We start from the raw sequence: 20,423 nt of genomic DNA, 5'->3' as shown, positions 1-20,423 counted from the left end.
CGGCGCCGCAGGGGTGGCGGCGTGACGCCACGGGAGGCGCTGCTCGTCACCCACACGGGGAAACGCAGCAACAACGAGCACGCCCGGACGGTGGCCGCGGACCTGCTCGACAACGGGTTCACGGTCCGTGTCCTCGCCGAGGAGGCCGGCGAGCTCGACATCCCGCGCGCCGTCCCGGTCAGCGGCGAGGCCGCCGCGCAGGGCGTGGAGATCGTGTTCGCGCTCGGCGGCGACGGCACCCTGCTCCGCGCCGCCGAGCTGGCCCGGCCGGCGAAGGCGCCCCTGCTCGGCATCAACCTGGGCAAGGTCGGGTTCCTCGCCGAGGCCGAGATCGGTGACGTCGACAAGGCTGTCCGGGAGGTCGTCGAGCGGACGTACACCGTCGACGAACGCCTCACGATCGACGTCTTCGCCGAGCACGACGGGCGGCCGGTCGGCTCCTCGTGGGCGCTCAACGAGGTGACGGTCGAGAAGGGCGCGCGCGAGAAGATGCTGGAGCTGCTCGTCGAGGTCGACGGCCGGCCCCTGTCCCGCTACGGCTGCGACGGCGTGGTGTGCGCCACGCCGACGGGCTCGACGGCGTACGCGTTCTCCGCCGGCGGCCCGGTCGTGTGGCCGGAGCTGGAGGCGCTGCTGCTGGTGCCGATCAGCGCGCACGCCCTCTTCAGCCGGCCGCTCGTCATCGCGCCGACCTCGACGATCACCGTGAACGTCGAACCGTTCACCAGCTTCGCCCTTCTGTCCTGCGACGGCCGGCGGGTCATGGACCTCGCGCCGGGATCGACGGTCACCGTGCGGCGCGGCGCGCTCCCCGTCCGGGTGGTCCGGCTGCGTGAGCGACCGTTCACCGACCGCCTCGTGGCGAAGTTCGCCCTGCCGGTCGACGGTTGGAGACACAACAAACGGCACGGCTGAGTGGAGAAGTGTCGTACCCCGCGGCTAGTGTCTCTGCTTGTGCTGGAGGAACTCCGCATTACCGGACTCGGCGTTATCGAAGACGCCACACTGCCCCTTGGCCCGGGCCTGACCGTCATCACCGGCGAGACAGGCGCGGGAAAGACCATGGTCGTGACGAGCCTCGGCCTGCTGTTCGGCGGACGCGCCGACGCGGGCCGGGTCCGCGCCGACCCTGGCCGTGCCACCGTCGACGGCCGGCTCACGCTGCCCGTGCACCTGCGCGCGGCGGTCGAGAGCCGCATCGTCGACGCCGGCGCCGAGGTTGACGACGACGGCACCCTGCTGATGAGCCGCACCCTGACGGCCGAGGGCCGCTCGCGTGCGCACGTCGGCGGGCGCACCGTGCCCGTCGCGGTCCTCGGCGAGGTGGGCGAGCGCGTGTTCGCCCTGCACGGCCAGTCCGACCAGCTGCGCCTGCTGCGACCGTCCGAGCAGCGCGCCGCCCTGGACCGCTACGCGGGGGCTGAGCACGAGAAGCTGCTGGGGCGCTTCGCCGAGCTGTACACGCGCTGGCGCGCGGTCGAGGACGACCTCGCCGACCGCCGGGCCAACGCGAGGCAGCGCAGCCAGGAAGCGGACCTGCTCCGGCTCGGCCTCGACGAGATCAGCCGGGTCGACCCGCAGCCCGGCGAGGACGAGCTGCTGCGCGAGGAGGCCCAGCGGCTCGAGCACGTCGAGGGCCTGCGCAGCGCCGCCCAGCTCGCCCACGTCTCCCTGACCGGCACCGGCGACGGTGACGACGTCGTCGACGTGCTGAGCCTGCTGTCCACGGCCCGGCGCACCCTCGAGGCGCAGACCGGCGTCGACCGGGTCCTCGGCGAGCTCGCCGCCCGCCTCGACGAGGTCGCCACCCTCGCGGGTGACGTGACGACGGAGCTCGGCAGCTATCTCGCCTCCCTGGACGCCGACCCCGGCCGCCTCCAGGAGGTCTACGAGCGCCGCGCGGCGCTGCGCGCCCTCACCCGCAAGTACGCGGAGGACGTCGACGGCGTCGTCGCCTGGGCCGACCGCGCCCGCACCAAGCTCGGCGAGCTCGATACGTCCGACGAGCTGCTCGAGGAGCTCGACCGGGAGCGCCGCCGGCTGCACGGTGAGGTCGCCGACCTCGCCGCGACCCTGTCCGCGGCCCGCCAGGAGGCGGCCGGCAGGTTCGCCGCCGACGTCACCGTCGAGCTGGCCGGCCTCGCCATGCCGCACGCCCGCATCCACGTCGTCGTCGCCCCCAAGCCCGCTGGCGGCGGGGCGACCGTCCCCACCGCCGACGGCACCGAGGCCGGCGTCGGCCCCGACGGCGCCGACGACATCGAGCTGCGTCTCCTGCCGCACCCCGGCGCCCCCGCCCAGCCGCTGCAGAAGGGCGCCTCCGGCGGCGAGCTCTCCCGCGTCATGCTGGCCATCGAGGTCGTCTTCGCCGGCGTCGGCGGCCCGCCCACCCTGGTCTTCGACGAGGTCGACGCGGGCGTCGGCGGCACCGCGGCGGTCGAGATCGGCAAGCGCCTCGCCCGCCTCGCCCGCGACCACCAGGTCCTCGTCGTGACCCACCTGCCGCAGGTGGCCGCGTTCGCCGACCGGCACCTCGTCGTCGCCAAGGACACCGGCGGCGCCGTCACCACCAGCGGCGTCCGCGTCGTCGAGCACACCGACCGGGCTCGGGAGCTCGCCCGCATGCTGGCCGGCCTGCCCGACTCCGACCTGGGCATCGCACACGCGGAGGAGCTCCTGTCGGTCGCCGACCGCGAGAAGTCCAACCCCTGACCGCACCCCGACCCTGCCGTCACCGCCCGCCGGCCACCCAGCCCGCGGGCGGTGACGCTGCCCCACCGCTCGGCCTCCGGCCCGGCTCCGATCCGGAGGTCCGGTCGCAGCTCAGCGTCAGGCCGCCTCCCGTGATCCGGAAGACTTGTGGTCGCCCTGGCGACATTTTCTCTTCCGGATCATGTGGTTGGTGCCGGTGTCCGCCGGTCTGAGGAGTGCCTCGGGCGCCGCTGTCTGCGGGTGGTGTGGCTGTCCCTGGTTGTGGTTCGGCGGTCGGGCTGGTTTCCGTGATCCGGAAGACTTGTCGTCGCTCTGGCGACAGTTTCTCTTCCGGATCATGTGGCTGGTTCGGGTGCTGGCCGATCCGGTCTGCGGCCGTTGGGGTGCGCGTGCTGTGGCGCGTTGGCTCGCTGTTCGGCGGGTTGTGGTTCGGTGGTTGGGCGGGTTTCTGTGATCCGGAAGAGTTGTGGTTGCTCTGGCGACATTTTCTCTTCCGGATCATGTGGTTGGTGCCGGTGTCTGCCGGTCTGAGGAGTGCCTCGGGCGCCGCTGTCTGCGGGTGGTGTGGCTGTCGCTGGTTGTGGTTCGGTGGTCGGGCTGGTTTCTGTGATCCGGAAGACTTGTGGTTGCTCTGGCGACATTTTCTCTTCCGGATCATGTGGTTGGTGCCGGTGTCTGCCGGTCTGAGGAGTGCCTCGGGCGCCGCTGTCTGCGGGTGGTGAGGTTGTCCCTGGTTGTGGTTCGGTGGTCGGGCGGGTTTCTGTGATCCGGAAGAGTTGTGGTTGCTCTGGCGGCAAATTCTTTACCGGATCATGAGGGTTCGCCTGGCGATCGTTGGATTGGCGGCGGGGTGTGGCTCGTGATCCTGTGTGGTTCGGTGGTCAGGGAGCCTGTTGTGAACTGGCGGCGGATGGGCGGCTGCGGATAGATATTGCGCGATCTGCCTACCAAACAGAGATCATTTTGGGGGTGGATCGCGCAGCGTCGATGGCGCAAAAGGTGCATAGGGGGGCATTGACCAATGTCTGTGCGCGGGGAGCCGGGAGTCGTCTGGATTGACGGGGAGGGTGGGGTCGGATGGGTGGGGTTCGGGTGGTGGAGGTTTGGCGGTACGCGATGAAGTCGGCGGGAGGGGAGCGGGTCGGCGCGGTTGAGGTTGGGGCTCACGGAATGGTCGGGGATCGGCGGTGGGCTTGCGTTGACCGGGACGGGGTGGTGGTCAGTGCGAAGCAGCCCCGGCTCTGGGGGCGGCTGTTGCAGGTCCGGGCCGCGGGCGGCCGGGTGTATCTGCCCGGCGGGGAGTCGGTGGTGCTGAACGAGGCAGCCGGTGGGCTGCTGTCGGCGTGGCTGGGGCGGGCGGTGACGGTGACCGATGTGGTGCCCGAGGGGGCGGTGCTTCGGCGGTACTGGCCGCAGGAGCGGGACATGATCCCGTCCTGGGCGGCGGCCGGCGGGGCGACGGGCGGCACCGAGGTGCTCAGCGGGATCGGCAGCGGGAGGTTTCACGACTTCGGGGCGGTGCACGCCGTGACGACGGGGGCGCTGCGCCGGCTCGCGGAGGTGCACGGTTCGGTGGTCGACCATCGGCGGTTCCGGCCGAACCTGGTGCTGGACCTGCCGGAGGACCCCGCGCCAGGAGAACTGGTGACGATCGGGGGCGTGCGGCTGCGGGTACAGCTGCCGACGCCGCGATGCGTGGTGCCCGCGCTCGATCCGGAGGCGCCGGGGAGCCTGGACCGCGGGGTGTTGCGGACCCTTGCGGGGCACTACCGGACGGCGGTCGGGCAGCTCGGCACGGCGGCGTGTTTCGGCTGGTACGCGACGGTGGAGCAGACGGGACGTATCGAAACCGACGGGTGATGGTCGTCCGCGCGACGGTCGATGTTCGGCGCGTCAGGGGACAGTCGGGCGATGCGGGACCTCGTTGAGTCGTTCGCGGCGACGCCGTGGGTGGTGCTGGTCGTGTTCGTGGTGGCCGCGCTGGACGCCGTGGTGCCGTTGTCGCCGAGCGAGTCGACGCTGATCGCGGTCGCGGTGCTGTCCGCGCAGACGGGGCGGCCGGCGATCTGGCTGGTCATCGTCGCGGCGGCGGCCGGCGCGTTCGCGGGGGACGTGGTGTCGTTCCGGATCGGGGTCAGGGCGGGGGCCGGGGTGCTGCGGCGGCTGCGGACGAAGCGTCGCGGGCTGCAGGTGTACGGATGGGCGCACCGCACCCTGACCGAGCGGGGCGGCCAGGTGCTCGTGTTCGCCAGGTACCTGCCGGGTGGCCGGTCCGCGTCGGCCCTCGCCGCCGGGGTGGTCGGCTACCCGGCGGGGCGGTTCCAGGCGTGGACGGCCGCCGGGGTGAGCGTGTGGGCCGCGATGGCCGGCTCCATCGGGTACATGTCCGGGCGGTTCCTCGACGGGCGGCCCTGGCAGGCGCTGCTGCTCGCCTACGCCGGCGCCGCCGCGCTCCTGCTGGTCGCCGAGGCGCTCCGGCGGGCCACCCCACCGGCCGCGACCGGCCAGGGCGCCGATGAGCGGGACGCCGGGCAACGGGACGGGGACGCGGGCGACGAGGGTCTACGGGAGGCCGACGAGCAGGTTGACCCGGGTGCCGCGCGGGGCGACGGTGAGCGGCAGGGTCGACTGCTCCAGGACGATCATGGTGCCGCTGGGGCCGACCTCGCGGATCACACCCAGCTCGAGGCCGGCGGCCCGCAGCTCGGTGGCGGCCTCGGTGGGTGACTTTCCGGTGAGGTTGGGGACCAGGGTGAGGCTGATCGACGAGAGGTTCACTGCGGCTCCTTCCGATGCTTCACGGACTAGAGGAGCCCAGAGGGGTCGTGAATACGCGGAAAATGTGTCGCCTGGCTGACAGTCGGGAAGAGTGATGGGCATCACCCCACGCGCGAAAGGCCCCCTTCCACCTGGTAGTGGACATGTCGCGCGCGGCTTTTGTCAGAGGTCCATGCCAGGATGGTTGAGATGCGACTTCCAACCTTGCGCCGCACCCGGCCCGCCGAGCCGGGTGTCATCGGTGGCGTCGTGCGGCTGGATCGGCGGACCAAACGCTTGGTGGGCCGGCTGCGCCCCGGTGAGATCGCGGTCATCGACCACGTCGACCTCGACCGTGTCGCCGCCGACTCGCTCGTCGCGGCAGGGGTCGCGGCGGTGCTCAACGCGAAGCCGTCGGTGTCGGGCCGCTATCCCAACCTGGGCCCAGAGGGGCTGATCAAGGCCGGGATCCCGCTCGTCGACGACCTCGGCGAGGAGCTGTTCGAGCGGCTGCGGGAGGGCGGGACCGTCCGCATCGACGGCGACACCGTGTATGTCGGTGAGGACGCGGTCGCGAAGGGGCAGCGGCAGGACGCGGAGACGGTCGCGCTGTCGATGGCCGACGCCCGCGAGGGCCTGTCGGTGCAGCTGGAGGCGTTCGCCGCCAACACGATGGAGTATCTGAAGCAGGAGCGCGCGCTGCTGCTCGACGGCGTCGGCGTGCCCGAGATCCAGACGGAGATCGCCGGGCGGCACTGCCTGATCGTGGTCCGCGGCTATGACTACAAGGCCGACATCGACGTGCTGCGGCCGTACATCCGCGAATACAAGCCCGTGCTGATCGGGGTCGACGGCGGCGCCGACGCGCTCGTCGAGGCCGGCTACACGCCGGACATGATCATCGGGGACATGGACTCGGTCTCCGACGACGTGCTGCGCTGCGGCGCCGAGGTCGTCGTGCATGCCTACCCCGACGGGCGGGCGCCCGGGCTGGCGCGCGTGCAGCGGCTGGGTGTGGAGGCGATCACGTTCCCGGCGGCGGCGACGAGCGAGGACATCGCCATGCTGCTCGCCGACGAGAAGGGCGCCTCGCTGCTCGTGGCGGTCGGCACCCACAACACCCTGATCGAGTTCCTCGACAAGGGTCGCGGCGGCATGGCCTCCACCTTCCTCACCCGGCTGAAGCTCGGTGGCAAACTGGTCGACGCCAAGGGCGTCAGCAGGCTCTACCGGCAGAGCCTGTCGGGCTCGTCGCTGATCCTGCTGCTGGCCTCGGCGATCGCCGCGATGGCGGCGGCGCTCGCGGTCACCACGATCGGCCGGGCGTATCTGAGCGTCATCGCCGAGTGGTGGGACAACCTGATCTTCACGCTGTTCTCCTAGCGCCGCTCGACCGGGCGCTGCTTCTTTCTGGACGGGACCGTTTCCTGTGATCAACTTCCGGTACCACGTGGTGTCGCTGGCCGCCGTGTTCCTGGCGCTCGCCATCGGCCTCGTCGTCGGGACCGCGGCGGCGAACGGGCCGCTCGCCGACCAGCTCAACGACCAGGTGAACAAGATCACCGACGAGAAGCAGCAGCTGCGCGACGATCTGGACCAGTCCCGGGCGGAGCTGAAGAAGAACGCGGACTTCGCGACCGAGGTCGCCCCGATGCTGCTCAACGGCAAGCTGCCCGGGCGCAACGTGCTGCTGGTCAAGATCGAGGGCAGTGACAAGGACGTCGACACCGCCGCCGACGGGATCGGCAACATGCTGCACACCGCCGGCGCCAAGGTCACCGGCACCGTCACGATCAAGGAGAAGTTCACCGCCGCGTCCAGCGACTACAACCTGCTCGACCTCGCCGAGACCTCGGCGCCGCCGGCGATCAGCGGCGCGCTGCCCAACAACGGCAAGGGTCAGGAGACGTCGGCCGCGCTGCTCGCCGCGGTCCTCGTCGCCGACAAGCCCGGCGCGCCGCAGATCGACGGCACCCGGAGGGTCCTGTCGGCGTACGAGGCGGGCGGCTGGATCAGTCTCGACGGCGACCTGAAGACCTCGGCGGACGCGGTCATCGTCATCTCCGGCGCGCCCGCCAGCGGCAAGGACGCGAAGGAGCGCAACGCGGTCGCGCTCACCGTCGTGAGCCGCTTCGCCCTCGCGCTGTCCAACGACATGGTGGTCGCCGGCCTGTCCGCCAACGGCCTGGTGTCCGCGGTCCGCGACGACGCGTCGATCGCCAAGAGCGTGTCGACGGTCGACAACGCCGTCACCGCCTACGGCCAGGTCGCCGCGGTGCTCGCCCTCGTCGAGCGGATCGGCGGCAAGACCGGCCACTACGGCATCGGCAGCGGCGCCAACAGCCTGCTGCCCAAGACCGCGGGTGTGGTCAGTGGTTCGTAAGCTGCTCGCCGCCGCCGCGGGGGCGGCCGCCGCCAGGGCCGCGCTGCGTGAGCTGCGTGGCCTTCCGGCCCTCGACCGCACCAACTTCCGCGGCCGCACCGTCTCCCTCGCCGGTGGCCCGGCCCTCGCCCTCGGCGCCGCCGCGGGCGCGGTCCTCGGCGCCGCCGGCCGCAGCACCCCGGGACGCGGCGCCACCGGAGGCGCCACCGGGCGCGGCGCCGGCGGGCACGCGACCGGCCGCGGTGCCGGAAGCGACACCAACCGCGCGACCGGCCGCGACACGGGACGCGCGACCGGCCGCGGTGCCGGGGGCGCTGCCGCACGCACCGCCCGTCACGGAGCCGGAAGCGGCGAGACCGGCCGCGGCGCGGGCAGCGACACCAACGGCGCCGTGGAGCGTGGCCTGAAGCTGGGGGAGCCGGCCGATGTGCGGTCCTCCGGGCGCGGTGCGACACCCCCTCGGCAGCGCCGGGGCGCCGGAGCGCCGCTGACCGGGCGCGGACCGGCCGTCATGGGCGCCGCGGCGGTCGCCGGGCTCGGCGCGGGCGCGGTCGGGCTCTACGACGACCTCGTCGGCGGGCGGCCCGAGCACTCGGCCAAGGGGTTCCGTGGCCACCTCGGGGCGTTGAAGGAAGGCCGGGTGACCAGCGGCCTGGTGAAGATCGCCGGGGTCGGCGCGGCGGGACTGGTGGCGGCGGCGCTGCTGCCCCGACGGCGGGCCGTCGACGTGCTGCTCGGCGCGGGCGTCATCGCCGGCACGGCGAACCTGTTCAACCTGCTCGACCTGCGCCCCGGGCGGGCGATCAAGGCCGGCATGCTGGTCGGCGCGCCGCTCGCGGCCGGCAAGGGCGGCGGCGTCGCGGCCGGGGCGCTCGGGGCCGCCGGGGCGCTGATCGCCGACGACCTCGGCGAGGAGATCATGCTCGGCGACGCCGGGGCCAACGCGCTCGGCGCCGTGCTCGGCACCGCGTACGTGGCCCGCACCGGCACGTTCGGCCGGCTCGCCGCGCTCGCGGGGCTGGTCGCGCTGACGGCGGCGAGCGAGAAGGTCAGCTTCACGCAGGTCATCGAGAGGACCCCGGCGCTGCGCGCGCTCGACCACCTCGGCCGGCTGAAGCCCACCGTCCCGCCCGCCATGGCCACCCCACCCGCCGCGCCCGACGTCGAGGAGCCCGAGGGGGGCGAAGGGGCCGAGGAAGCCGCCCGGATGGCCGTACCGGAGAAGCAGCAGAAGCCGAAGCCTTCGCCGAGACCGCGTCGCGACGGGTGACGGGGAAGCGGCTGGTCGGAGCCGCGGCGTTGGTCGCGGGTCTCACCATGCTGAGCCGGATTGCCGGATTTGCACGCATTCTGGTGTTCAACTGGTCCGTCGGGCCGACGTACCTCGGCAACGCGTACACCGCGGCGAACACCATCCCGAACATCATCTTCGAGCTCGTCGCCGGCGGTGCCCTCGCCAGTCTCGTGGTGCCGCTGCTCGCGGGGTCGGTGGCCCGCCAGGACCGGCAGGCGGTGGCCCGGACCGTGTCGGCGCTGCTCGGCTGGGTGCTGCTGCTGCTCGTGCCGATGTCGGTCCTCGTCGCGCTCCTCGCCCGGCCGCTCGTCGGGCTGCTGATGCCCGGGCAGCCGGCCGGGGCCGTCGACGCCGGGACGGACATGCTGCGGGTGTTCGCGCCGCAGCTGCCGCTGTACGGGATCGGCATCGTGCTGACGGGCACCCTGCAGACCTACCGGCGGTTCGCGTGGCCGGTCATCGCGCCGCTGCTGTCCAGCGTGACGGTGATGACGGTGTACGTGACGTTCGGGCGGCTCGCCGGGCGCGGCGCGGATCTCGGCCAGGTGGACACCGGCGACCTGTGGCTGCTGTCCGGCGGCACCACCCTCGCGGTCGCAGTCCTGACGCTCAGCCTGCTCGTCCCGCTGCGCCGGCTCGATCTGAGGCTCCGCCCGACGCTGCGGTTCGACGTCGGCGAGGTGCGCACCCTGAAGCCGCTCGTCGTCGCCGGGATCGTCACCGTCGGCAGCCAGCAGCTGGTGCTCGGGCTCGCGATCGCGCTCAGCGGCTACGCCGGCAAGGGCGCCGTCGTCGTCTACAGCCTCGCCCAGACGATCTACCTGTTGCCGTGGGCGGTGCTCGCCGTGCCGGTGGCGACGACCGCGTACCCGGGGCTGGCGGAGGCCGGCGAGGCGAAGGACCGGCGCGGGTTCGCGGAGGCGCTCGCGCCGGCCCTGCGGACCGTGGTCGTCGTCACGTTCCTCGGCGCGGCCGCGCTGGTCGTGCTCGCCGAGCCGGTCGCGGTCGTGCTCGCCGAGCTGTCGTCGAAGCCGCCGGACATCGGCCAGCTCGCCGGCGGCATCACCTGGTTCGCCCCCGGGCTGGTCGGCTACGGGCTGTTCGCGCTGCTGTCGAGGGCCCTGTACGCGGGCGGGAACGCGTACCCCGCCGCCTGGGCGACCGGCGTCGGCTGGGCCGTCGTCGCCGCCACCGCCGTGCCGCTCGCGGTGGCGCTGCCGCTCGACCGGCGCGTCGCCGCCCTCGCGGCGGCCAACTCGATCGGCATGCTCGTGCTCGCGGCCGCGCTCTGGCTGGCCGTCCGCGCCCGGGCCGGCGCCGGAGCGGTCGCGGGCGCCGGCCGCACGGCCGCCGCCGCAGCCACGTCGGCGGCCGCCGCCGCGACCGTGGCATTGATGCTCAGAAATGCCGTCTGGGGTGGCGAGACCCCAGGTGTGCCCGCCGCCGTCGCACAGGGCATGCTGTGCGGAGTCGCGGTGGCGGTGGTGTTCCTCGCCGGGGTGGCGGTCATGGACCGGCGGACCCTGCAGCGACTCAGACACAGAAGGGGCTGAGGGTGGGAGCCGCCCGCATCGCGTTGGTCCTGGCGTCGAGCACCGGTGGCGTCGGGCGACACGTCGGCATGCTCGTCGACGGGCTCGCCGGGCGCGGCGCCGACGTCAGCGTGCACGGCCCGGCCGCCACCGACGAGCAGTTCGGGTTCGCCGGGCGCGGCGCGCGGTTCGTGCCCGTCGAGATCCCCGCCAGCCCCCAGCCGGGCGACGTCCTCGCCGTCCGGGCGCTGCGCCGGGCGCTGAAGAACGTCGACGTCATCCACGCGCACGGGCTGCGTGCCGGGTTCGTCGCCGCGCTCGCCAGGCCGGCCGGCACCCCGCTCGTCGTCACCTGGCACAACCTCGTCCTCGCCCGCGGCCTCCGGGCGAGGCTCTACGGCCCCCTCGAGCGGCGGGTCGCCCGCAGCGCCGACGTCGGCCTCGGCGTCTCCACCGACCTCGTCGAGCGGATCCGGGAGCTCGGCGGCCGCGACGTCCGGCTCGCGCTCGTGCCCGCGCCCGTCCTGCCGCCGCCCGCGCGCACCCGCGACGAGGTCCGCGAGGAGCTCGGCGTCGAGGAGGGCCGGCCGCTCGTCCTCGCCGTCGGCCGCCTGCACCCGCAGAAGGGCTTCGAGAACCTGGTCGCCGCGCGCTGGTCGGAGCCGCAGCCGTACGTGGCGATCGCCGGCAGCGGCCCGTCCTACATGACGCTCGCGCAGCGGATCTCCGCCGAGCACGCGCCCGTGCACCTGCTCGGCTACCGCGAGGACGTCCCGGACCTGCTCGCCGCCGCCGACCTGGTCGTGGTCACCAGCGTGTGGGAGGGGCAGCCGCTGTTCGTCCAGGAGACCCTCGCCGCCGGTGTGCCGCTGCTCGCGACCTCCGTCGGCGGCATCCCGGAGGTCGTCGGCGACGGCGCCCGGCTGGTCGAGCCGCACGACGTCGAAGGCTTCACCGCCGCCGCCGAGGCGCTGCTCGCCGACCCGCAGGAGCTGGCGGCGCTCGGCAAGCGCGGCCAGGCCCGCGCCGCCACCTGGCCGACCGAGCGCGACACCCTGGACCAGGTCGAGGCGGTGTACGCACAGGTACGCGCCAGCGGGGACCGTTGATGCGGCACCGGCTGCACCGTTTCACCCCGGCGCTGCTGTCGCTGCTCGTCGGGTTCGTCGCGCTGCTCGCCCTCATCCCGCGGCCCGCCGCCGAGGCCGTCCCGCCGTCCGCCGACTACGTGATCATCGTCGGGGTCGCCGGGCTGCGCTGGGACGACGTCAACCCGACCGACACCCCCACCATGTGGCAGCTGGCCGAGAACGGCGCCATCGGCGCGCTGTCCGTGCGCTCCGCGCGGCGGGTCACCTGCGCCGGCGACGGCTGGCTCACGCTCGGCGCCGGCAACTACGCCACGTTCACCACCGGCCCCATCACGTCCACGTGCCCGCCGCTGCAGGTGTCGATCTCCGCCGACCAGACCAGGACCGGCGCGTCGCTGCCCGACCTCGGCGGGGTCGTCGCCAAGAACCGCGCCCTGCACTGGGGTGCCCAGCCGGGCGCGCTCGCCGAAGGCGTCCGCTGCACCACCGCCGTCGGCCCGGGCGCCGCCGTCGCCGCCGCCAGGCCGTACGGGCGGGTCGACCGCTACGCCGACGCCGTCGACGAGAACCTCCTGTCCGCGTGCGCGCTGTCCATCGTCGACCTCGGCCAGATCGCCGGCACCGACGCCGCCTCCCGCGCCTCCGACGCCCGCCGCGCCGACGCCGGGCTCGCCGCCGTCATCGCCAACCGCCCCGACCGTGCCGTCGTCGTGCTCGCCGGCCTCTCCGACCTCGACGCCAGCAGCCGCCTGCACGTCGCGATCGCGCAGGGCCCCGGCTACACCGGCGGCTGGCTCACCTCGCCGTCCACGTCCCGGCCCGGGTACGTGCAGGTCGTCGACCTCGCCCCGACCGCCCTCTCGGCGCTGGACCGGCCGATCCCCGGCAAGCTCTTCGCCGGCGGCGCCGCCACCAGGAGCGACGGCCGGCCCGCGTCCGTCGATCGGGCCGTCGAACGCCTCGCCGACGCCGACCGTGAAGCCAGCGTCCAGCAACGGGTCGGCTCCAACTTCTTCCTGCTCCTCGTCATCGCCGAGCTGGCCCTGTTCCTGCTCGTCGTGCCGCTGCTGCGGTGGGCCCGCCGGCCGGCCGGGCCGGTCGCCCACCCGCCCGCCCCGCGGGTCGTCGTGCGCGCCGCCGAGGTGTTGCTCATCGCCGCGTCGCTCGCCGTGCCCGCCGCGCTCGTCGCCGACCTGCTGCCCTGGTGGCGGTGGTCGTCGCCCGGCCTCGGGTTCGGCGGCGTGACCCTCGCCGCGCTCGCCGTCGCCACCGCCGTCATCGCGCTCACCTCCTCGCGCAGCCGCGCCAACGCCCCGCTCGGCGGGGTCGCCGCCGTCGGCGCGCTCGCCGTCGCCCTCGACGTGCTCACCGGGGCGCGGCTGCAGCTCAACGGTGTCGCCGGCTACTCCGCCGCGGCCGGCGGGCGCTACGCGGGCGTCGGCGTCATCGGCCTCGGGCTGCTCGTCACCGGCGTGCTGCTCGGCGGCGCCAGCCTCGCGCAGCGGTTCGAGCGGCGGTGGCGCCCGTTCGTCATGGCCGTCGTCGGCGGTGCCGGGCTGGTCGTCATCGGCAGCCCGTACCTCGGCGCCGACGCCTCGGGAGCGGTCGCGCTGACCGCCGGGGTGTGCGCGGCCGCCGCCCTCGCCGTCGGCGGCTGGCTCACGATGACCCGCCTGGTCTGGGCGGCCGTCGCCGCGCTCACCGTCACCGCCGGCATCGGCGTCCTCGACCTCTTCCGCCCCGAGGCGCAGCGCAGCAGCGTCGGGCGGCTCCTCCTGCGCACCCAGGACGGCACCGTCGGTTACATCGCCCGGCGCATCGGCGAGGCCAACGTGGTGACAACCGTCACCAGCCCGCTCACCATCCTCGTCATCGGCACCGTTCTCTATGTGACGTTCGTGCTGCTGCGCGACTGGGGCGGGTTCCGCCGGCTGCTCGGCGTGTTCCCGCCGGTCCGGGGCGCTCTGGCCGGGTTGGTGCTGGCCAGCCTGCTCGCCGGGGTCATCGAAGGGGTGTCGCTCAACGTCCTCGGGGCCGCCCTCGCCACCGCCGCGCCATTGACCGTCCTCGCGTGCCTGCGCGTCCTCGACCACGCCGACGACCGCACCCGATGATTTTCCCGCAGGCTGGGCGGCCCGGAGTGTCCGAAGCGGCCCCGTTCACCTGCTGTTAGGCTGAACTCCCGTGGATCGCTCTTCGACACGGACCGGTGCGAGCCGGCAGGCTAAGCACATCTTCGTCACCGGGGGCGTCGCCTCCTCACTCGGCAAGGGTCTGACCGGCTCCAGCCTCGGCAGTCTCCTCAGCGCCCGCGGTCTGCGGGTCGTCATGCAGAAGCTGGACCCCTACCTCAACGTCGACCCCGGCACCATGAACCCGTTCCAGCACGGTGAGGTGTTCGTCACCGAGGACGGCGCCGAGACCGACCTCGACATCGGTCACTACGAGCGGTTCCTGGACCAGGACCTGTCCCGCAACGCCAACGTCACGACCGGCCAGATCTACTCGGCGGTCATCGCCAAGGAGCGGCGCGGCGAGTACCTCGGCGACACCGTCCAGGTCATCCCGCACGTCACCAACGAGATCAAGGCCCGCATCCGGGCGATGTCGGCGCCCGACGCCGACGGCGTCGCCCCCGACGTCGTCATCACCGAGGTCGGCGGCACCGTCGGCGACATCGAGTCGCTGCCGTTCCTCGAGGCGATCCGCCAGGTCCGCCACGACATCGGCCGCGACAACTGCTTCTTCCTGCACGTGTCGCTGGTGCCGTACCTCGCGCCGAGCGGCGAGCTGAAGACCAAGCCGACCCAGCACTCCGTCGCCGCGCTGCGCAGCATCGGCATCCAGCCCGACGCGCTCGTCTGCCGCTCCGACCGGCAGATCCCGGAGAAGACGAAGAACAAGCTCGCCCTGTACTGCGACGTCGACGCCGAGGCGGTCGTGTCCGCGCCCGACGCGCCGAGCATCTACGACATCCCCCGGGTCCTGCACGAGGAGGGCCTCGACGCGTACGTCGTGCGCCGCCTCGGCCTGTCCTTCCGCGACGTGGCGTGGAAGAAGTGGGACGACCTCCTCGAGCGGGTCCACCACCCGCGGCAGACCGTCACCGTCGCGATCGTCGGCAAGTACGTCGACCTGCCCGACGCGTACCTGTCGGTCACCGAGGCCGTCCGCGCCGCCGGCTTCGCGCACCGCGCCCGGGTCGAGATCCGCTGGGTGCCCAGCGACACCTGCACCACCCCGGCCGGTGCCGCCCAGGCCCTCGCCGGCGTCGACGGCGTCGTCATCCCCGGCGGCTTCGGCGTCCGCGGCATCGAGGGCAAGATCGGCGCCGCGCAGTACACCCGCGAGCACGGCATCCCGACCCTCGGCCTGTGCCTCGGCCTGCAGTGCATGACGATCGAGGTCCTGCGCAACGTCGGCGGCATCGCCGGCGCCAACTCCGTCGAGTTCGACGGCGACGCCGCCGACCCGGTCATCTCGACCATGGCGGACCAGGCGGACATCGTCGCCGGCAAGGGCGACCTGGGTGGCACGATGCGCCTCGGCGCCTACCCGGCGGTCCTCACCCCCGGCACGCTCACCGCCGACGCGTACAGCGCGTCCGAGGTGTCGGAGCGGCACCGCCACCGGTACGAGGTGAACAACGCCTACCGCGACGCCATGACCTCCGCCGGGCTGCGCATCTCCGGCACGTCGCCGGACGGCCGGCTGGTCGAGTTCGTCGAGCTGGACCGGGAGCGGCACCCGTTCTTCGTCGCCACCCAGGCCCACCCGGAGCTCAAGAGCCGCCCGACCCGCGCGCACCCGCTGTTCGCCGCGTTCGTCGGCGCGGCGGTCACGTACAACGCCGCCGACCGCCTTCCCGTCGAGCTGGAAACGGTCGACGCATGACCTATGAGGTGCTGTCGCACACGGAGCGGCTGCGCAACAAGGTCTTCGCGATCTTCACCGACGACGTGGCCATGCCCGGCGGCGGCTCGGCGCTGCGCGACTACATGGTCCACGTCGGCGCCGTAGGGGTCGTCGCCGTGGACACCGACGGGCGGGTGGCGCTGGTCCGGCAGTACCGGCCGGCCGTGCGGCAGGTCCTGTGGGAGCTGCCCGCAGGCCTCGTCGACGTGGAGGGCGAGCCCCTCGTGGACGCGGCGGCCCGGGAGCTCGCCGAGGAGGTCGACCTCGCCGCCGCGACGTGGGACCTCCTCGCCGAGGTGCACCCGTCACCCGGCTGCTCCAACGAGAAGATCAGGCTCTTCCTCGCCCGGGACATCTCGCCGGTACCGGAGACCTCCCGCCACACCCGCACCCACGAGGAGGCCGAGCTGGAGCTGCACTGGGTCGACCTCGACACGGCGGTGGGGATGGCCCTGAGCGGCGAGGTCACCAACGCCGCCTGCATGGTGGGCATCCTCGGCGCCGCCCACGCCCGCGACCGCGACTGGAAGCCGCTGCGCCCGGCCTCGACCGCCACCTGACCCGCTTCTCATGATCCGGAAGAGTTTTCGTCGCCCTGGCGACCAGAAGTCTTCCGGATCATGGGGACGGGCGGTCAGTGCTTCAGGAGGGCGATCGCCAGGGTCAGCAGGGCGCCGGCGGAGGAGACCGTGCGGACCGTGTTCCAGCGGTTCCACGAGGCCTCGAAGGCGGCCCGGGCCGAGGTGGGGTCAGTCAGGCCGGCCGCGTCCAGCTGGTCGTTGAGCGGCACGTTGACCGCCGCCGTGACGATGAAGACCACGGCGTACAGCAGGGTGGCCGCGATCAGCCACGGCAGCATCGGGCGGTGCGGGCCGCCGAGGTGGAGCAGCACGGCGGCGATCGCGGCGAGCAGGGCACCGACGTAGGCGGTCAGGAACCAGCCGTTGAGGATCGCGGTGTTGATCTTCTGCATGACCTCGACGAACGTGCGGTCCTCGACGCGGCCGAGGGCGAGCATGACCGACGTGGAGTAGGCGAAGAAGACGCCCGCGGACAGGCCGACGAGCAGGGTGGCGGTGGCGAGGACGACGCTGCGCAACTGTTCCATGCGGATCAGTCAATCCGGTGTACCCGCAGACGCGCCATGGCCGAGCATCGCCGATGCATGTGTCATCGTCTACGGTGTGGACGCGTTGACGGCACTGCTCGACGGGCCGAGGGCCCGCGGGGCGTTCCTGCTGCGGTCGGTGCTGACGCCGCCGTGGTCGCTGCGGGTCCGGGACGAGGCGCCCCTCGCCCTGGTCGCGATGGTGCGCGGCGAGGCAACGTACATCCCCGACGACGGAACTCCGCGGACGATCGGGCCGGGGGACGTGATGGTCATCCGCGGGCCGGGGCACTACACCGTCGCCGACCCGCCCGGCACCGACCCGCAGATCGTCATCCACCCGGGGCAGCGGTGCACCACCCCCGACGGCCGGGACCTCGCCGACGTCATGCACCTGGGGGTGCGCACCTGGGGTACCGACGCCGACGGCCCGACGCTCGTCATCACCGGCGCCTACGAGCTGGCCGGCGAGGTCGGCCGGCGGCTGCTCGGCGCTCTGCCGGACGCCATCGTGGTGCGCGAGGAGGGGCCGCTCGTCGAGCTGCTGGCGCAGGAGATCGCCAAGGACCGGGCCGGGCAGGAGGCGGTCCTGGACCGGCTGCTGGACCTGATGCTCATCTCGGCGCTGCGCGGCTGGCTGGACCGGGCCGGGGAGGGCGCGCCGGGGTGGTACCGGGCGCAGGCCGACCCGGTCGTCGGGCCCGCCCTGACGCTGCTGCACCACAACCCGGCGCACCCTTGGACCGTCGCGGTCCTCGCGGAGAAGGTGGGCGTGTCGCGGGCGCTGCTCGCGCGGCGGTTCACGGAGGTCGTGGGGGAGCCGCCGATGGCGTACCTGACCGGGTGGCGCCTGGCGCTCGCCGCCGACCTGCTCCTGGAGCCCGGCGCGACCCTCGGCGCCGTGGCGAGGAGGGTGGGCTACGGGGGTGCTTTCGCGTTGAGCGCCGCGTTCAAGCGTGTCCGCGGCGTGAGCCCGCAGCAGCATCGTGGACAATCTTGACATGTCACTCTGTCCGTGTGGGCTCGGCGAGCCTTACGACGACTGCTGCGGCCGCTTCCACCGGGGCACCGACGCACCGCCGAGCGCCGAGCTGCTCATGCGCGCCCGGTACAGCGCGTACGTCGTCGGCGACCGCGACTTCCTGCTGCGCACCTGGCACGAGAAGACCCGGCCGCGGCTGCTGACGGTCGAGGACGGGCAGCACTGGAAGGGCCTGTACATCCTGAACCGCACCGGCGGCGGGCTCTTCGACACCGAGGGCACGGTCGAGTTCAAGGCGCGGTACGAGGCCGACGGCAAGCCCGGCGTGATGCACGACACCAGCCGGTTCGTGAAGACCGCCGACGGGACGTGGGTCTACGTCGACGAGGTCTGACGCTCAGGTCCGGCGGGCCCGCCACTCGCGGTCGAGCATGGCGTAGACGTACTGGTCGCCGAACTCGCCCTTGAACAGCTCGTCCTCGACGAAGTGTGCCTCGCGGCGCATCCCGAGCCGCGAGAGCAGCTGCCACGACGGCACGTTGCGGGTGTCGCACTTGCCGCAGATGCGGTGCAGTCCGAGCTCCTCGAAGCCGAGCCGCAGCATCGCCTCGGACGCCTCACGGGCGTAGCCGCGGCCCTGGTAGTCGGGGTGCAGCACGAAGCCGAGCTCGCCCTGGCGGCTCAGCGCGCTCTCCCACTTGAGCACCACCTGGCCGATCACGCGCCCGTCGAGGTCCATCGCGAGGACCAGCCACTGGCCCTCCTCGGTGAGCGCGTCCTGGGCCATCCGGTTCTTCAGCGAGGCCCGGGTCATCTCCTCGTCGTGGACGTCCCAGTACAGGTACCGCACGACGTCCGGGTCGCCGGTGAGGGCGTGCAGGTCGGCGAAGTCACGTTCGGCGAACGGGCGCAGGGCCAGCCGCTCGGTCCGGATGGGGTAGGAGGGGCGGAGCACGATCAGGATGCTAACCCGCCAGAGCGCTGCGAAGCGTGACAATTGTGCCCGCCGGCGTCGACAGGACCGTGACCTCGTCGACGAGATGCCTGGCCAGCCACAGGCCGCGGCCGCTGATCGCGTTGCTCGGCGGGAGCGTCTGACCGTCCAGCCGCTCCGCGGGGATGCCGGAGCCCTTGTCGGTGACCTCGCACAGCAGGATGCCGTTGAGCGTCCACAGCCGCACCGCGCCGCGGCCGCCGGCGTGGCGCACGGCATTGGTGACGATCTCGTTGACGGCCAGGACGAAGTCCTCCAGGCGCTGCCCGAGCAGGCCGACGGCGGCGGCCGACCGGCTCACGGCGTGCCGCACCGGGGTGATCTGTTCAGCGTCGAACTCCTCGACCAGCAGCGCCGTCTCGACGGCATCAGCCACAGTGTCACCTTTCCGCTGCGTCCCCGCTGCGAGCCGAGAGTACCCCGAGCCGATCCTAAACAACCGCCGAAGTCACCCTGGAGTGCAAGATGCAGTCCGGAACCCGCATTCTTGACGGCGTGGACGACGACTTGCGGGTCACCGACGACATTGCACTGCCGCGCGCCGAGCTGGCGTGGCGGTTCAGCCGCTCCGGCGGGCCGGGCGGGCAGTCGGTGAACACCACCGACTCCCGGGTCGAGCTCAGGTTCGACCTGGCGGGGACCCAGGCGCTGCCCGAGCCGCTGAAGGAGCGCGCACTGCTGCGGCTCGCCGGCCGGCTCGTCGACGGGGTGCTGTCGATCGTCGCCTCGGAGCACCGTTCGCAGCTGCAGAACCGGCGCGCGGCCGAGGAGCGCCTGGTGACGGTGATCGCGCAGGCCATCGCGCCCCCGCCTCGGCCGCGCAAACGGACAAAGCCCTCGAAGGGCGCGATCGAGCGGCGGCTGACCGACAAGCGCTTCACCTCGCTGCGGAAACAGGAGCGGCGCCGCCCTCAGGATTAGAAGATCAGGATGTGGTCCGGGTCAACGCGCTGTTGCTGTGTGTGCTGGCGCTGGCGGCGTGCTCGTCCGGCGACGCCCCTGTGGCATCCGTCTCCGAGACGCCCGGACACCCGCCGCAGACCGGGGCGCTACCCGGAATCTCCGACATGTCGGCTATGCCGACTCTTGCTGCTGGCGCGAGCCCGGTGACCTCGGCGGGCTGGGAGGTCACCGTGTACTACACGGCCGTCGCGACCCTGCACGGCGGCGCGTCGCAGCGGGTCACCGGCTGCCCCACGATCGACTGCCGGAAGGGGCACGACCAGCGGGACCTGGGCACGTTCCCGGCGTCGTTCGTGAAGGCCGTCAAGGACGAGGGGACCGGCCGCACCGCCGACGGGCGGTACCTCAACTGGTCCTACGACACCGGGTACTGGATGGACACCGCCCCGCGGGACACCGCCGGCCGCCCGCTCGTCCCGTGGGTGTCGGCGGGCGCCGACGGTGACGTGCTGCGCGCCGGCGCCCGCTTCAGCGTGCTGCGCTGCGGCACCGCCGAGGTCACCGCCGACGTGTGCGCGAAGCTCAAGTCGCCGACGTGGACGATCGTCGACGAGTTCACGCCCGGCATGGGCGGCTCGAAGCACGTCGACGTCTACATCGGCGAGGAGACCGGCCCGGACTTCACCGACTCCGACCTGTACACCACGCTGAAGGGCGCCACGCTGTCCGTCCTGCGGGCATGAGGGGGATGA

At 73.1% G+C, this 20,423-nt stretch carries 19 protein-coding genes and 1 pseudogene; 16 read left to right on the top strand and 4 right to left on the bottom strand.

All coding sequences use genetic code 11. The features are described 5' to 3' along the window. The first annotated feature begins 21 nt into the window (after window positions 1-21). From ABD332_RS52385 to ABD332_RS52370, 4 genes are all read left to right on the top strand, one after another. Entirely contained in the window at window positions 22-915 is an 894-nt protein-coding gene (locus ABD332_RS52385) for an NAD kinase (RefSeq protein WP_344513306.1), read from the top strand. A 39-nt stretch (window positions 916-954) separates the two neighbouring features. Next, window positions 955-2,712 carry a DNA repair protein RecN gene (gene recN / locus ABD332_RS52380; RefSeq protein WP_344513327.1) on the top strand — a complete coding sequence of 586 codons (1,758 nt, stop codon included), beginning with the start codon at window positions 955-957 and terminating at the stop codon, window positions 2,710-2,712. A gap of 1,077 nt (window positions 2,713-3,789) precedes the next feature. Then, on the top strand, window positions 3,790-4,572 hold the full coding sequence (locus ABD332_RS52375) for an MOSC domain-containing protein (protein WP_344513305.1): 783 nt from the start codon (window positions 3,790-3,792) through the stop codon (window positions 4,570-4,572). Window positions 4,573-4,593: 21 nt separating this feature from the next. Then, window positions 4,594-5,439 (top strand): DedA family protein, encoded by an 846-nt coding sequence (locus ABD332_RS52370; protein WP_425552428.1) that lies wholly within the window; start codon window positions 4,594-4,596, stop codon window positions 5,437-5,439. On the opposite strand, the pseudogene ABD332_RS60315 reads toward ABD332_RS52370, so the two are convergent. Continuing rightward, a pseudogene (locus ABD332_RS60315) lies at window positions 5,344-5,592 on the bottom strand (PASTA domain-containing protein); the annotation flags it as partial. The gene ABD332_RS52370 and the pseudogene ABD332_RS60315 sit on opposite strands and share 96 nt — an antisense overlap. 87 nt (window positions 5,593-5,679) lie before the next feature. Between ABD332_RS60315 and steA the strand changes: the two are divergent. The 8 genes from steA (at window position 5,680) to ABD332_RS52330 (ending at window position 16,244) form a co-directional block, all read left to right on the top strand. Continuing rightward, a complete protein-coding gene (steA, locus tag ABD332_RS52365; protein ID WP_344513301.1) occupies window positions 5,680-6,852 on the top strand; it encodes a putative cytokinetic ring protein SteA in 1,173 nt (390 codons plus the stop codon). A gap of 46 nt (window positions 6,853-6,898) precedes the next feature. Further along, window positions 6,899-7,852, top strand: a complete 954-nt coding sequence (locus ABD332_RS52360; RefSeq protein ID WP_344513299.1) for a copper transporter — start codon at window positions 6,899-6,901, stop codon at window positions 7,850-7,852. Between the two features lie 391 nt (window positions 7,853-8,243). Then, complete coding sequence (locus ABD332_RS52355; RefSeq protein WP_425552432.1) at window positions 8,244-9,122, top strand: hypothetical protein; 879 nt, start codon at window positions 8,244-8,246, stop codon at window positions 9,120-9,122. Window positions 9,123-9,169: 47 nt separating this feature from the next. Further along, window positions 9,170-10,699 (top strand): murein biosynthesis integral membrane protein MurJ, encoded by a 1,530-nt coding sequence (gene murJ / locus ABD332_RS52350; protein WP_344513297.1) that lies wholly within the window; start codon window positions 9,170-9,172, stop codon window positions 10,697-10,699. 2 nt (window positions 10,700-10,701) lie between these two features. Continuing rightward, a complete protein-coding gene (locus ABD332_RS52345; protein ID WP_344513295.1) occupies window positions 10,702-11,787 on the top strand; it encodes a glycosyltransferase family 4 protein in 1,086 nt (361 codons plus the stop codon). After that, the gene (locus ABD332_RS52340) at window positions 11,787-13,883 is read left to right on the top strand and encodes a hypothetical protein (protein WP_344513293.1); all 2,097 of its coding nucleotides are present in this window, start codon (window positions 11,787-11,789) and stop codon (window positions 13,881-13,883) included. The genes ABD332_RS52345 and ABD332_RS52340 overlap by 1 nt, the downstream gene beginning before the upstream one ends. Before the next feature lie 70 nt (window positions 13,884-13,953). Continuing rightward, the gene (gene pyrG, locus ABD332_RS52335) at window positions 13,954-15,663 is read left to right on the top strand and encodes a CTP synthase (RefSeq protein WP_344513291.1); all 1,710 of its coding nucleotides are present in this window, start codon (window positions 13,954-13,956) and stop codon (window positions 15,661-15,663) included. Next, window positions 15,660-16,244 (top strand): NUDIX domain-containing protein, encoded by a 585-nt coding sequence (locus ABD332_RS52330; RefSeq protein ID WP_344513290.1) that lies wholly within the window; start codon window positions 15,660-15,662, stop codon window positions 16,242-16,244. Before pyrG ends, ABD332_RS52330 begins: the two co-directional genes overlap by 4 nt. Before the next feature lie 74 nt (window positions 16,245-16,318). Here the strand turns inward: ABD332_RS52330 and ABD332_RS52325 are convergent, their stop codons facing one another. Then, window positions 16,319-16,792 carry an anthrone oxygenase family protein gene (locus ABD332_RS52325; protein WP_344513289.1) on the bottom strand — a complete coding sequence of 158 codons (474 nt, stop codon included), beginning with the start codon at window positions 16,790-16,792 and terminating at the stop codon, window positions 16,319-16,321. Between the two features lie 76 nt (window positions 16,793-16,868). Here ABD332_RS52325 and ABD332_RS52320 point away from each other — a divergent pair, with 76 nt between their 5' ends. Beyond that, window positions 16,869-17,792 (top strand): AraC family transcriptional regulator, encoded by a 924-nt coding sequence (locus ABD332_RS52320; protein WP_344513287.1) that lies wholly within the window; start codon window positions 16,869-16,871, stop codon window positions 17,790-17,792. 1 nt (window position 17,793) lies between these two features. Beyond that, entirely contained in the window at window positions 17,794-18,168 is a 375-nt protein-coding gene (locus ABD332_RS52315) for a YchJ family protein (protein ID WP_344513285.1), read from the top strand. 3 nt (window positions 18,169-18,171) lie between these two features. On the opposite strand, the gene ABD332_RS52310 is transcribed toward ABD332_RS52315, so the two are convergent. After that, window positions 18,172-18,729: a GNAT family N-acetyltransferase gene (locus ABD332_RS52310; protein WP_344513283.1), complete on the bottom strand. Its 558-nt coding sequence runs from the start codon at window positions 18,727-18,729 to the stop codon at window positions 18,172-18,174. Window positions 18,730-18,739: 10 nt separating this feature from the next. After that, a complete protein-coding gene (locus tag ABD332_RS52305; protein WP_344513282.1) occupies window positions 18,740-19,144 on the bottom strand; it encodes an ATP-binding protein in 405 nt (134 codons plus the stop codon). Window positions 19,145-19,263: 119 nt separating this feature from the next. Between ABD332_RS52305 and arfB the strand changes: the two genes are divergently transcribed. Beyond that, on the top strand, window positions 19,264-19,689 hold the full coding sequence (gene arfB / locus ABD332_RS52300; RefSeq protein WP_344513280.1) for an alternative ribosome rescue aminoacyl-tRNA hydrolase ArfB: 426 nt from the start codon (window positions 19,264-19,266) through the stop codon (window positions 19,687-19,689). A 155-nt stretch (window positions 19,690-19,844) separates the two neighbouring features. Beyond that, a complete protein-coding gene (locus ABD332_RS52295; protein ID WP_344513278.1) occupies window positions 19,845-20,414 on the top strand; it encodes a hypothetical protein in 570 nt (189 codons plus the stop codon). The last annotated feature ends 9 nt before the right edge of the window (window positions 20,415-20,423 follow it).

This window comes from Dactylosporangium maewongense, assembly GCF_039531485.1.
In the GTDB taxonomy this organism is placed as follows: domain Bacteria; phylum Actinomycetota; class Actinomycetes; order Mycobacteriales; family Micromonosporaceae; genus Dactylosporangium; species Dactylosporangium maewongense.
The sequence above is the reverse complement of the archived record's forward strand: the minus strand, read 5'-3'. Positions and strand labels throughout refer to the sequence as shown.

Coding starts and splice junctions, on each gene's coding strand:
- ABD332_RS52340 (WP_344513293.1), top strand. CDS start 11,787: ATGCGGCACCGGCTGCACCGTTTCACCCCGGCGCTGCTGTCGCTGCTC.
- ABD332_RS52325 (WP_344513289.1), bottom strand. CDS start 16,792: ATGGAACAGTTGCGCAGCGTCGTCCTCGCCACCGCCACCCTGCTCGTC.
- murJ (WP_344513297.1), top strand. CDS start 9,170: ATGCTGAGCCGGATTGCCGGATTTGCACGCATTCTGGTGTTCAACTGG.
- ABD332_RS52330 (WP_344513290.1), top strand. CDS start 15,660: ATGACCTATGAGGTGCTGTCGCACACGGAGCGGCTGCGCAACAAGGTC.
- ABD332_RS52295 (WP_344513278.1), top strand. CDS start 19,845: ATGCCGACTCTTGCTGCTGGCGCGAGCCCGGTGACCTCGGCGGGCTGG.
- steA (WP_344513301.1), top strand. CDS start 5,680: ATGCGACTTCCAACCTTGCGCCGCACCCGGCCCGCCGAGCCGGGTGTC.
- ABD332_RS52370 (WP_425552428.1), top strand. CDS start 4,594: ATGTTCGGCGCGTCAGGGGACAGTCGGGCGATGCGGGACCTCGTTGAG.
- ABD332_RS52375 (WP_344513305.1), top strand. CDS start 3,790: ATGGGTGGGGTTCGGGTGGTGGAGGTTTGGCGGTACGCGATGAAGTCG.
- ABD332_RS52315 (WP_344513285.1), top strand. CDS start 17,794: ATGTCACTCTGTCCGTGTGGGCTCGGCGAGCCTTACGACGACTGCTGC.